Source organism: Curtobacterium sp. UCD-KPL2560 (assembly GCF_001705035.1).
Lineage (GTDB): Bacteria > Actinomycetota > Actinomycetes > Actinomycetales > Microbacteriaceae > Curtobacterium.
Window position 1 is genome coordinate 1 of record NZ_MCIG01000086.1, and the last position, 12,597, is coordinate 12,597.

Below are 12,597 nucleotides of genomic sequence, written 5' to 3' on the forward strand. Positions count from 1 at the left end.
CCCCTCGACCCCCTCGACCCTCGTGCTCGACGACGTCTTCCTGACCCCCGCCACCCTGGCCGCCGCCCACGACCTCGGGCTCCGCGTCGCCGTGCACACGGTCGACGAGCCGGAACCGGTCCGCTGGGCCGCCCGGCTCGGCGTCGACCTGATCGCGACCGACGACGTGGCCTCGACCCGCGCGGCCCTGGTCGGCGGCGAGCGGGACGGCTGGTCGGGTCCAGAGCGGGAGCCCACCGAGGAGGAGGTCGCGACCCGCGCGCAGGCCCTCGCGCACCGCATCGCGCACGAGGTCGTCGCCTTCACCCGCGAGCACCCGGTCGGTCGGGTGTCGACGAAGCGTTCCCCCGGTGACCTCGTCACGGACGTCGACCGCGCGGTCGAGCGACTCGTCCGCGCCCGGGTCCGTGCGGCCTTCCCGACCCACGGGTTCACCGGCGAGGAGTACGGCGACGCCCCCGGCGACCGGCACCGGTGGTACCTCGACCCCGTCGACGGCACGACGAACCTCGTGAACGGCGTGCCGTGGACCGCGATGTCGCTCTGCCTGACCCGCGGCGGTCGTCCGCTCGTGGGCGTCGTCGCCGACCCGTGGCGCGGCGACGTGCTCGAGGCCCGACGCGGCCGTGGGGCCGTCCTGCGGGACACGCCGTTGCTGCTCGACGACGGCCCGCGTCCGCTCGCCGGCGCGGTCGTGGGCGCGGAGTTCGGGGGACGGCGCGACCGCCGGTCGTTCGGCGCGCTGGTCGAGGCCCTCGCCGAGCGCTCCTGTGCCCTCCGCGTGATGGGCTCGAGCACGCTGACGATCGCGCAGGTCGCCGCAGGCCGCGGCGTCGGCGGGTGCGTCCCGGCGTTCGACCCGGTGGACCACGGCGCGGCCGTGCTCCTCGTGCACGAGGCCGGCGGTGTCGTCATGACCCGCGAGGGCCCGGTGGACGGCTTCCCCGGGGAGGGTGAGCCGTTCCTGGTCGCGCACCCGGGCGCGGCCGACGAGTTGCACGCGGTGTGGACCGCGGCGCTCGCCGCGGGCTGACCCCCGGGCGCAGCGCGGACCGGTGACCGGTCCGGCCTGCGTGGCGCGGGCGGTCGACGCCGAGGCGTCGGACGGGAGGCGCGGGTCGGCCCCGCCACGCGCCTCCCGTCCGGCTCGGTGACCCGGTGCGGTGGAGGCCGCCGCACCGGCCCGGCGGGGCGTCCCGCGACGCGTCGGACGGGAGGCGCGGGACGGCCCCGCCACGCGCCTCCCGTCCGGTGGGTGGGAACGCCCACCCGGGCCGACCGGCGGTCCTCACGGGCGATGCGCGTGGGACCGGGCGTGGAGCGCGCGGTCGGGCGACGCCCCGTGGGCTCCCGGCCGACTCTGTGCAGCCGCTCAGCCGGGGCACGACGGGGCTGCCTAGGGTGGCACCCGACGCACCGTCCCGACCGGGGCGGACCGCGCACGAAGGAGCATCGCCATGGGATTCCTCGACCGTCTGCTCGGCCGTCCGGACCGCGACCGTCCCCAGCAGGACCAGTGGGGACAGCAGCCGGCCGCACCGCAGCAGCAGGGGTACCGGTACGGGCAGCAGTCGTACCAGGTGACACCGCAGCAGGGCGGGGCTGCGGACCCGTACGGCGCTCCGCAGTGGGGCGGTCCGCAGGGCGGCGGCCAGCCGGGTGGGCAGTCCGGCGCCGGCGCGACGACCGACGACGAGCGCGCGGTCGAGCGGTACCGCTACCTGCTCCGCACGGCCCCGCCGGAGCGCATCGAGGAGGTGCACGCCGAGGCGTTCGCGACCCTCACGCCCGAGCAGCGCCGGATGGTCTACGACGAGTTCACCCGCACCGCCCCCGCCGGTGAGGCCCCGCGCGGCGACGACCCGCGCTCGTTGGCCCAGGCGGCGACGCGGTCCGAGATCCGCCAGCCCGGCTTCATGGAGCGCTCGCTCGGCGGGATGGGCGGCGGCGCGGGCGGGTTCGGCCAGCGTGGTGGGCCCTCGTTCGGCCGGATGGTCGGCGCGTCGGTCCTCGGCACCGTGGCGGGCTACGTCATCGGGTCGGCGGTCATGAGCGCGTTCCTGCCCGACCCCGGATCGTTCGACGGCGGTACCGATGCTGCGGGCGACGGTGGTCAGGAGGACACTGGTGGCGATCCCGCCGACGGCGCAGGCGACGGCGGCGGGTACGAGAACGCGGGCTGGGACGACGGCACCGGCGGCGGCGGCGGAGGCGACTTCAGCGGCGGCGACCTCGGTGGTGGCGGCTTCGGCGACCTCGGTGGCGACTTCGACGTGTGACGTGCGGGGTCGCCGGGGCACCTGACGTACTGCACGACCGCAGGAGGACCGCCATGGCCATCATCGAAGCCTCCGGGCTGACCAAGACGTACCGGTCGAAGTCGGGCCCGGTGCACGCCCTCGCCGGGCTCGACCTGTCCGTCCCCGAGGGCACCGTCACCGCCCTCCTCGGGCCGAACGGCGCGGGCAAGACCACCACCGTGAAGGTGCTCACCACGCTCGTCGTACCGGACGGCGGGACGGCGACGATCGACGGCGTGGACGTCGTCGCCGACCCGCAGGCCACCCGGCGCTCGATCGGCGTCTCCGGGCAGTACGCCGCGGTGGACGAGAACCTGACCGGGTTCGAGAACCTCGAGATGATCGGGCGGCTCTACCACCTGGGTCGACGGACCGCGCGGGACCGGGCGCGCGAGCTGATCGACGTGTTCGACCTGTCCGAGGCGGGGGACCGCCCCGTGAAGGGGTTCTCGGGCGGCATGCGACGCCGGATCGACCTGGCCGGGGCACTCGTCATGAACCCGCGGGTGCTGTTCCTCGACGAACCGACGACCGGGCTCGACCCGCGCAGCCGTCTCGCGCTCTGGGGCATCATCGAGGGGCTCGTCGCGGACGGAGCGACCGTGCTGCTCACCACGCAGTACCTCGAGGAGGCGGACCAGCTCGCCGACGACATCGCCGTCATCGACGACGGGCACGTCATCGCGCAGGGCACCGCCGACCAGCTCAAGGCCCAGGTCGGCGGGCACCGGGTCGTCGTCACCCTGGTCGACCCGGCCGACGGGGACGCCGCCACGACGGCACTGCGCCGCTACGGCGTCGGGGACGTCGAGTCCTCGGGTGACGGCCGGACGTTCGGCATCGCGGTCGAGGCGGGGCCGTCGGCACTGCAGCGGGTCCTGGCCGACCTCGGCGAGGCCGGCATCGCGCTGCACGACGCCGGGATGCGCCGGCCGACGCTCGACGACGTGTTCCTCCGGCTCACCGGCCACGTGGCGACCGGCGACGACGAGGACGGCGACGGCGGTCCGGCGCGCTCGCGACGACGTGGTCGCCGCGGCGGGGCACCGGACGCGGCCGACACGTCCAGCCGGGCCGACGGGGCGGAGGCAGGCCGCGCCTCCAGGCCGGGTGGTGGCGACCCGCCGGACGGTGCCGACGCCGCGGGCGCGACCTCGGAGTCGGTCCGGTGACCGCCGTCGGCACGGCGACGAGCCGTCAGCTGCCCGTCGCGGTCACGTCTCCGGTGGCGGTGTGGTTCGAGGACGGCTGGACCGTCACGAAGCGCAACCTGGTGAAGATCAAGCGGTCGCCGGACATGCTCGTGTTCGCGGTCCTGCAGCCGATCATGTTCGTCCTGCTGTTCAGCCAGGTGTACGGCGGTGCGATCCAGGTGCGGGGGACGGACTACACGCAGTTCCTGATGGCCGGGATCTTCGCGCAGACGGTCGTCTTCGGCGCGACGTTCTCGGGGTCGGTGATGGCGCAGGACCTCAAGGAGGGGCTGATCGACCGCTTCCGGACCCTGCCCATGTCGGCGTCGGCGGTCCTGGTCGGGCGGACGAACTCCGACCTCGTGCTCAACGGCATCTCGATGGTGATCATGATGCTGACGGGGCTCGCGGTCGGGTGGCGGGTGCAGTCGGCACCGCACGAGTTCCTCGCCGGGGTCGCGCTGCTGCTGCTGTTCAGCTACGCGTTCAGCTGGGTGATGGCGCTGCTCGGGATGAGCGTGAAGACGCCCGAGGTGATCAACAACGCCTCGTTCATGATCCTGTTCCCGTTGACGTTCATCTCGAACGCCTTCGTCCCGAGCGAGACGATGCCGCTCGTGCTGCGGGTGTTCGCCGAGTGGAACCCGGTGTCGTCCCTCGTGCAGGCCGCGCGGGAGCTGTTCGGCAACGTCGGGTCCGCGCCGGTGCCGGACGTGTGGACGATGCAGCACCCGGTGCTCACCGTGCTCGTGGGCATCGCCGTGATGCTCGTCGTGTTCGTGCCGTGGGCGGTGAACAAGTACACGCGGATCAGCGCGAAGTAGCCGCCGGGCGGACGTGGAACCTGCGGTTGTCCACACCCGGCCGTCCCGCGCTCCCGGGACAGCCCGCGACCGCTTACCATCGTCTCTCGTGACCGCGACCGAAGCCGAGCCCGCCGCTCGACGCGACGCCCCCGAGCGACCCGCCGACCGCAGCGACCGGCTGCGCCGGTGGATGCTGCACGGCGCCGACCAGGGGGCGACCCACCAGGGCCCGCACCAGGTCGAGGTCGAGAAGACCCACCCGTGGTGGCGCGTGATGTGCCTGACCGGCGTCGACTACTTCTCGACGCTCGGCTACCAGCCGGCGATCGCGGCCCTCGCCGCCGGGCTGCTCTCCCCGATTGCCACGGTCGTGCTCGTGCTCGTGACGCTGTTCGGCGCGCTGCCCGTGTACCGCCGTGTGGCGCAGGACAGCTTCAAGGGCGCCGGTTCGATCATGATGCTCGAGAAGCTCCTGCCCTGGTGGGCGGGGAAGCTCTTCGTGCTCGTCCTGCTCGGGTTCGCGGTCACCGACTTCATGATCACGATGACGCTGTCCGCCGCCGACGCGACCGCGCACATCGCCGAGAACCCCTTCACGCCCGAGTGGTTCACCGAGATCCCGGTGCCGCTCACCCTGGCGCTGCTGCTCCTGCTCGGGGTGGTCTTCCTGCGCGGATTCAAGGAGGCGATCGGCATCGCGGTCGGCCTCGTCGCGGTGTACCTCGCGCTCAACGCGGTCGTCGTGGGCGTCGCGATGTGGCACGTGTTCGAGCGCCCCGTGGTGGTGGGCGACTGGTGGACGAGCCTCACGACGCAGCACAGCAACCCGCTCGTCATGATCGGGATCGCGCTCGTGGTGTTCCCGAAGCTCGCCCTGGGCCTGTCCGGCTTCGAGACCGGCGTCGCGGTGATGCCACAGGTCCGCGGCGACGCCACCGACGACACCAGTGCCCGACCCGAGGGACGGATCCGCGGCACCCGCCGCCTGCTCACCGTGGCCGCGGTCATCATGAGCACGTTCCTCATCACGTCGTCGATCGTGACGACGTTCCTCATCCCGCAGCACGAGTTCCAGCCCGGCGGGCAGGCGAACGGCCGCGCGCTCGCGTTCCTGGCGCACGAGTACCTCGGCAACGTGTTCGGGTCGGTCTACGACTTCTCGACGGTCGCGATCCTGTGGTTCGCCGGCGCGAGCGCCATGGCGGGCCTGCTGAACCTCGTGCCGCGGTTCCTGCCCCGGTACGGCATGGCGCCGCAGTGGGCACGGGCGACACGGCCGCTCGTGATCATCTTCACGCTCATCGCCTTCGCCATCACGATCCTGTTCCAGGCCGACGTCGACGCACAGGGCGGTGCCTACGCGACCGGCGTGCTCGTGCTCATCACGAGTGCCGCGTTCGCCGTGACCCTGTCGGCGCGCCGGAAGCAGCAGCGGAAGCGCACGGTCGCGTTCGGCGTCATCACCGTCGTGTTCGTCTACACCACGGTCGCGAACGTCATCGAGCGCCCCGACGGCGTCCGCATCGCGGCGGTGTTCATCATCGCCATCGTCGTCGTGTCGCTCGTGTCCCGCGTCCGCCGGTCGTTCGAGCTCCGTGCCTCGTCGATCGAGCTCGACGCGGTCGCCCGGCAGTTCATCGAGGCCGACGCCGACCAGTTCAGTGCCGTGTGCATCATCGCGAACGAGCCGGGTGCGGGGACCGCCGCCGCGTACCGTGCGAAGGGCCGCGAGGAGCGACGTGACTCGGGCATCCCGGCACGCGTGCCGACGATGTTCCTCGAGGTCCTGCCCGCCGACTCGTCCGACTTCGAGGAGGACCTGCTGGTCGAGGGCCACGTCGTCCACGGGCACCGTGTGCTCCGGGTGCGGTCCGGCAACGTGCCGAACACCATCGCGTCGACGCTGCTCGCGATCCGCGACATCGCCGGGGTCGTGCCCGGGATCTACTTCGAGTGGAACGAGGGCAACCCGATCCGCAACGCGATCCGCTTCGTGTTCACGGGCGTCGGCGACGTCGCCCCGGTCACCCGCGAGGTCCTGCGCGAAGCCGAACCCGACGTGGCCCGGCGTCCCACCGTCCACGTGTCGTGAGCGACGCGGCGGGGTCGGCCCGCGCCTCCCGGTCCGCCGGCGGCGTGACGGCGGTCCTCGTCGCCGCGACGGTGTGGGGGACCACCGGCACCGCGACGCACTTCGCGCCCGGCGTCCCGGCGGCCGTGTTCGGCGCGGTCACCTTCGGCCTCGGCGGACTGGTCTTCGCGGCGCTCACAGGGCGTCGCGCCGTGCGTGCCGTGACGCGGCCGGGTGGCCGGCGCTGGGTGGCGCTCGGGGCGTCGTCGCTCGTCGTGTACGCGGTCGCCTTCTACGCGGCCCTCGACGACGCCGGGGTCGCCCTCGGTACGACGGTCGCGATCGGCTCGTCGCCGCTCTTCGCCGGGCTGGTCGAGTGGGCCGCTGACCGGCGGCGGGTGACGCGGCGCTGGGTGGTCGCCACCGTGGTGAGCGTCGTCGGCATGGTCGTGGTGACGCTCGCGCGGTCCGGGGCGACCGGCGACGAGCGTCTGCTGGCCGGCCTGGGCGCCGCGCTGCTGGCGGGCCTCACCTACGCGACGTACTCGTGGGCCGTCGCCCGGGGGCTGGGGGCCGGGACCGTCGTGGGCGCGACGACAGGCGGTGCGGGTGCCGGGGCCGCTGCGCTCCCGGTCGTGACGGCGTCGGACGGGCGCGGCATCGTCGGCGCGGTGTTCGGGCTCGCCGCCGTGCCCCTCACGGTCCTGGCGGTGGTCGTCGGGCGGGACGACCTCGCCGTCGGGGCGAACTGGCCGGTGTTCCTGTACCTGGCACTCGTCCCGACCGTGCTCGGACACTCGCTGTACGCGCTCGGCCTGCGGCGCACGAGCGCGTCGGCGGCCACCCTGCTGTCGCTGTTCGAACCGGTGGTGGCAGCGGTGCTCGCGGTCCTCGTCGTGGGGGAGCGCCTCGGCGTCGCCGGGTGGACGGGCATCGCGCTCGTCGTCGTCGGTCTGGCGGTGCTCGCCGTGCCGGCCGGCGCGGGCAAGGGCGGCCGCGCGGGGCCCGGGGCGTAGCGAGCGGTCTGCGCGCTGCTCCGTCCCGGGTCCGTGCGCTGCTACTTGCCCGTGATCTGGTCCCGCACCTTGCGGCGCAGCACCTTCCCGATCATCGAGCGGGGCAGGTCCTCGACCACGACGACCCGGCGTGGCACCTTGTACGCGGCGAGCTGGTCGCGGGACCACGCCCGGAGCGCCTCGGCGTCGAACGTCCGTGGGTCCTTCGGCACGACCGCCGCAACGACCTGCTCGTTCCCGGCCTGGGTGATGCCGACGACCGCGACCTCGCGGACACTCGGGTGCTTGAGGAGCGCGTCCTCGACCTCGGACGGCGAGACGTTGAAGCCGCCGGTGATGATGAGCTCCTTGAGGCGGTCCACGATGCTGACGAAGCCGTCCGCGTCGATCGAGACGACGTCACCGGTGCGGAACCAGCCGTCCGGCGTGAACACCTCGTCGGTGGCCTCGGCCTTGCCCCAGTAGCCGCGGAACACCTGCGGACCCCGGACCTGGAGCTCGCCGGCCTCGCCGGTGCCGAGCACCTTCGTGGAGTCGTCCGGGTCGACCACGCGGGCCTCGGTCGAGGAGAGCGGCAGTCCGATCGCACCGAGTCGACGCTCGGGCGACACCGGGTTGGCCATGAGCACGGGGGAGCACTCGGAGAGACCGTAGCCCTCGACGAGGTACCCGCCCGTCCGTGCCTCCCACGGCTCGACGACGTCCTGGGACAGCGGCATCGCACCCGAGATGCCGATCTCGATGCCCTGCAGCGAGACCTTGGCGGAGTCGGCGGCGTGCTGCAGCCGCGTGTAGATCGGCGGCACGGCGGGGAGGAACGTCGGCGGGTGCTTCTTCATCGCCTTGAGCACCAGCGCCGGGTCGAACGCGGGGAACAGCACCAGGCGCGACGCCATGCTCATCGCGAAGGTCAGGCAGAGCGTCAGCCCGTACGCGTGGAACATCGGCAGCACCGCGTACACGGTGTTGTCGCCCTGACGGATCTGCGGCACCCACGCCCGGGCCTGGGCCGCGTTGGCGATGAGGTTCCGGTGGGACAGGACCGCGCCCTTCGGCACCCCCGTGGTGCCGGACGTGTACTGGATGAGCGCGACGTCGTCGACGGTCGGGCGCGGGTGGCGCTTCGACAGCTTGCGGCTCGACGCGAGGTCGTCCCAGCGCGTCGTGCCCCGGACCGACGTCGTCAGCTTGGCGCGGGACTCGCGGGCCTTGGCGACCGGCAGCGCGAGGGCGATGCGGGTCGACCGCGGCATGGCGCGCGTGATGTCGACCGAGACGATGGCGTCGAGCGCGACGTCGGCCGGGAAGTCCTGCAGCGTGGCGACCGACTTGTCCCACGCGATCGCGACCTTCGCGCCGTGGTCCTCGAACTGGTGGCGGAGCTCGCGCGCCGTGTAGAGCGGGTTGTGCTCGACCACGATCGCGCCGAGCCGCAGCACCGCGTAGAAGGCCACGACGTGCTGGGGGCAGTTCGGCAGGACGATCGCCACGCGGTCGCCGGCCGTCACCCCGAGCTTGCGCAGGCCGTTCGCGGCGCGCGTGATCTGCTCCTGGAGGTCGGCGTACGTCGTCGTCCGTCCGAAGAACTCCAGCGCGACCCTCCCCGGGAAGCGCCGCGCGGACTGCTCCACGATGTCGGCGAGGGAGCCCGTGGGCTCCTCGATGTCGTGCGGGACCCCCGGGGCGTACGAGGCAAGCCAGGGACGAGGCGTGTCGATGCTCACCCGGCCAACCTACCGGCGGGGCAGTGCGCATTGTCAGGGGCGCGACGGACGATGGGCGCATGCCTTCCGTGTCCGCCGCGTTCCGTTCCCGCCTCAACGACACCTTCACCAACGGCGCCACCGAACGCCCCGAGTGGATCGACGCGCTCGAGCAGGGCTCCGACGCCGGGTTCTTCGGGCCCGGCTCCGCCACCTGGGCCGTGCACGGCGGCAACCACACGGTGCTCGCCGGCGTCCGTGCACTCCTGGTGCAGGCGCTCCACCCCGGCGCGCTCGCCGGGGTGGCCGACCACTCCCGCTACCGCGAGGACCCGTTCGGACGCCTCGCCGGCACCATCCGCTGGATCTACACCGTCTCGCACGGCGACACCGCCCAGGCCACGCACGCCAGCCAGTGGGTGCGGAAGCTGCACGAGCGGGTGGTCGGTGAGTACGTCGACGGGCACGGCGTCACGCGGCCGTACGCGGCGAACGACCCCGACCTCGCGCGGTGGGTGCACCTCGCCTTCACCGACGCGTTCCTGCGGAGCGCACAGGTCTGGGGTTCGGACATCCCGGGCGGCGCGGACGCCTACGTGCGCGAGTGGGCGACCGCCGGGCGGCTCATGGGGGTGGAGGACGCGCCGGAGTCCGAGACGGAGCTCCGCGAGCAGATGAACGGGTACCTCGACCGGGGCGAGCTGCAGGCCGACGCCCGCACCCACGACGTCGTGCGGTTCATCAAGGACCCGCCGCTCGCCCGCCTGCTCCGACCGGGCTACCGTGCGGTCTTCGACGGCGCGGTCGCGACCCTCGATCCGCGGCACCGCTCGATGCTCCGGTTGCGGACACCCGCGATCGGGCCGGTCGAACTGCCCGTGCGGCGAACCGCCGGCCTGGTGCTGGACGGCATCGGTGCGGTCCTGGGGAACCAGCCGGGGACGGAGCGCGCCGCCCTCGCCCGGATCGAGCGGCTCGAGCGCGAACGGCGGGCGGCCGGCGCGCCGGCCTGACCGCAGGACGCTCCGGCGACCGACGCGGCCGAGTGACGATCCGGGTCGCGACGCGACCCGTGGACGGACGGGAGGCGCGGTGCCAGCGTGCACCGCGCCTCCCGTCCGTCTCGTGGTGCGTCAGAAACCGGACGGCACCCGGGGCGTGTAGGGCGACTCGAGTCGCGACACCTCGTCGGCGGTGAGCTCGATCGCCGTCGCGGCGACCGCGTCGTCGATGTGGTGCTCCTTGGTCGCGCCGATGATCGGCGCGCTGACGGCCTGCTTGCCGGCCACCCACGCGAGGGCGACCTGGGCCATGCTCACGCCGCGCGCCTCGGCGATCTCCTGCACCGCGCCGACGATCGCGCGGTTCGCGTCCTCGTCCTGGCGGTAGAGGGTCTTGCCGAACTCGTCGGTGTCCGCGCGGCTGCCGGAGCCCTGCGCGTCCCAGGGGCGGGTGACGCGGCCGCGGGCGAGGGGGCTCCACGGGATGAGGCCGACGCCCGTCGCCTGTGCGAACGGGTGCATCTCGCGCTCCTCCTCGCGTTCGAGGAGGTTGTACTGGTCCTGCATGCTGACGAACTTCGTCCACCCGTGCAGCTCGGCGACGTGCTGCATCTGCGCGAACTGCCACGTCCACATGCTGCTCGCGCCGATGTAGCGGGCCTTGCCGGCCTTCACGACGTCGTGGAGGGCCTCCATCGTCTCCTCGACCGGGGTGGCCGGGTCGAAACGGTGGATCTGGTAGAGGTCGACGTAGTCCGTGCCGAGGCGCGTCAGCGAGGCGTCGATCTCGTGCATGATCGCCGCGCGGGAGAGGCCGGCGCCGTTGCGTCCGGGGCGCATCCGGTTGAACACCTTGGTGAAGACCTGGACGTCCTCGCGTGGGGCGATCTCCTTGAGGAGCTGTCCGGTGATCTCCTCGCTGGAGCCTGCGGAGTACACGTTCGCGGTGTCGAACGACGTGATGCCGGCCTCGAACGCACGACGGACGAACGGGCGCGCCTGGTCGATGTCGACGCTCCAGGCGTGGGCGCCGCGCTCGGGGTCGCCGTAGGACATCATGCCGAGGACGATCCGGCTGATCTCGAGGCCGGAGGCACCGAGGCGTGTGGTGGGGACCGTCGGGGTCTCGTCGCTGGTCATGCGTCCACCCTGGCATCGCGCCCTGTGACGGCGAGCAGGCGGACCTGGAGGGGCGCGTCCGCCCCGGTCTCGACCGGGGCCGCGTAGAGCCCGGTCGCTGCGAGGTCCTCGACCTGCGGCTCGAAGTACTCCCACACGGCCTGCACGAGTTCCTCCGGGAGGGTCTCGTCGGTCCCGGTCGCCCGGGCGAGGTCCCACGTGTGGATCGTGATGTCGCTCGTCTGCTCCGTGAGGTACTCCCCGGCGCTGACGACGTCCGTGCTGAGGTGCACCGGGGTGTCAGCGGGCGCATTCCGCCAGGCCCGCGAGGCCTCGGACGCGAACTTCGCCCACTCGGCCGGCAGGTCGTCGCCGATCGGCTCGATGTCGGCCTCGGCCTGGGCGTAGTCGCAGCCGGTGAGGAGCTTCGGGATCCACCGCTGCTCGTCGACGACGTGCCGGACGAGGTCGCGGGTCGTCCACTCGGAGTCCGGGGTCGCTGCGTCCCAGTCGGTGACGGCGGCGACCCGTCGGCCGAACTCGGCGGCGGCGAGCTCCTGCATCGCGATCCAGTCGGTGGCCATGGGGTGCTCCTGTTCGTCGGTGGGGAGCGCGGTTGGTGGGGGTGCGTGCGTGGTCGGTGCTTGGTGCGTGGGTTTTTGGTGCTTGGTGCTTGGTGCTGGGCGCTGGCTGCTTGGCGGGTGGTGCTCGGTGCGTGGTGCTTGGTGCTTGGCGGGTGGTGCTTGGCGTTTGGTGGGTGGGCGTGTGGTGCCGTCGTCGGCCGTGCGCGTCCGGCTCCACTCGCGGGCGGGCGATGTGTGCAGTCCGTCCGACGTGTCGAGCGCGGGCGGGCGATGTGTGCACGTCCGTGAGTCGTGCTCGCACCGATTCTGCCCGTCGGACTTCCGCGTGAGTGCTCGCCGTGCTGGCATCGGGTGCAACGAGGGCATCGGGCGGGCGATTCCCGCGTGCGCGTCCGCCCGAACGTCGGCGTGGAGGTCGTGATCGCTCGGTTCAGCAGGCCGTCCGGTCTGCTGTCCGTCTGCATGAGGCAGTCGTCCTCAGGCTGCGTCGTTGGTCCTGCGGGCGGGCGATGTTCGCATCGGTTCAGCTGGTGCCGTGCACATCTCGCCCGCTCGGGGTTGGGTGTGTCCGCGGCCATGGCGGTGTTCGCGGGCGTGGTGCGGCTTGGCATGGCGCGGCGCGGCGCGTGGCTGAACCTGGCTGCCGTCGAGCAGACCACCGGAGCGGCCCGTACGAGCGGGACGTGAGCGGGCGGATTCGGCACAGCGAGGTCGAGGTCCGGTGCGAACATCGCCCGCCCGCAGGACCAACGACGCAGCCTGAGGACGACTGCCTCATGCAGACGGACAGCAGACCGGACGGCC

Annotated in this window: 10 protein-coding genes; 7 read left to right on the top strand and 3 right to left on the bottom strand. The window is 73.0% G+C overall.

Features of this window, described 5'->3' with window-relative positions; all coding sequences use genetic code 11:
- The 6 genes from BEP24_RS14410 to BEP24_RS14435 all read left to right on the top strand — a co-directional run.
- Positions 1 to 1,033, top strand: a 1,033-nt coding sequence (locus BEP24_RS14410) for an inositol monophosphatase family protein (RefSeq protein WP_290439186.1), incomplete at its 5' end; no start/stop codon positions are given.
- A 424-nt stretch (positions 1,034 to 1,457) separates the two neighbouring features.
- Positions 1,458 to 2,279: a hypothetical protein gene (locus BEP24_RS14415; RefSeq protein WP_065964569.1), complete on the top strand. Its 822-nt coding sequence runs from the start codon at positions 1,458 to 1,460 to the stop codon at positions 2,277 to 2,279.
- A 53-nt stretch (positions 2,280 to 2,332) separates the two neighbouring features.
- Positions 2,333 to 3,472 (top strand): ATP-binding cassette domain-containing protein, encoded by a 1,140-nt coding sequence (locus BEP24_RS14420; RefSeq protein ID WP_253181711.1) that lies wholly within the window; start codon positions 2,333 to 2,335, stop codon positions 3,470 to 3,472.
- 29 nt (positions 3,473 to 3,501) lie between these two features.
- Positions 3,502 to 4,317 (top strand): ABC transporter permease, encoded by an 816-nt coding sequence (locus BEP24_RS14425; RefSeq protein ID WP_065964586.1) that lies wholly within the window; start codon positions 3,502 to 3,504, stop codon positions 4,315 to 4,317.
- Between the two features lie 172 nt (positions 4,318 to 4,489).
- Entirely contained in the window at positions 4,490 to 6,391 is a 1,902-nt protein-coding gene (locus BEP24_RS14430; protein ID WP_253181712.1) for an amino acid transporter, read from the top strand.
- Positions 6,388 to 7,386 carry a DMT family transporter gene (locus BEP24_RS14435; protein ID WP_065964578.1) on the top strand — a complete coding sequence of 333 codons (999 nt, stop codon included), beginning with the start codon at positions 6,388 to 6,390 and terminating at the stop codon, positions 7,384 to 7,386. The genes BEP24_RS14430 and BEP24_RS14435 overlap by 4 nt, the downstream gene beginning before the upstream one ends.
- Before the next feature lie 41 nt (positions 7,387 to 7,427).
- Here the strand turns inward: BEP24_RS14435 and BEP24_RS14440 are convergent, their stop codons facing one another.
- Positions 7,428 to 9,110 carry a long-chain-fatty-acid--CoA ligase gene (locus BEP24_RS14440; protein WP_065964580.1) on the bottom strand — a complete coding sequence of 561 codons (1,683 nt, stop codon included), beginning with the start codon at positions 9,108 to 9,110 and terminating at the stop codon, positions 7,428 to 7,430.
- Positions 9,111 to 9,169: 59 nt separating this feature from the next.
- Here BEP24_RS14440 and BEP24_RS14445 point away from each other — a divergent pair, with 59 nt between their 5' ends.
- Complete coding sequence (locus tag BEP24_RS14445) at positions 9,170 to 10,102, top strand: oxygenase MpaB family protein (RefSeq protein WP_065964582.1); 933 nt, start codon at positions 9,170 to 9,172, stop codon at positions 10,100 to 10,102.
- A 120-nt stretch (positions 10,103 to 10,222) separates the two neighbouring features.
- Here BEP24_RS14445 and BEP24_RS14450 read toward each other — a convergent pair whose 3' ends face one another.
- Entirely contained in the window at positions 10,223 to 11,230 is a 1,008-nt protein-coding gene (locus BEP24_RS14450; protein ID WP_065964583.1) for an aldo/keto reductase, read from the bottom strand.
- Positions 11,227 to 11,793: a TIGR03086 family metal-binding protein gene (locus tag BEP24_RS14455; protein ID WP_065964584.1), complete on the bottom strand. Its 567-nt coding sequence runs from the start codon at positions 11,791 to 11,793 to the stop codon at positions 11,227 to 11,229. The genes BEP24_RS14450 and BEP24_RS14455 overlap by 4 nt, the downstream gene beginning before the upstream one ends.
- Positions 11,794 to 12,597 lie beyond the last annotated feature (804 nt).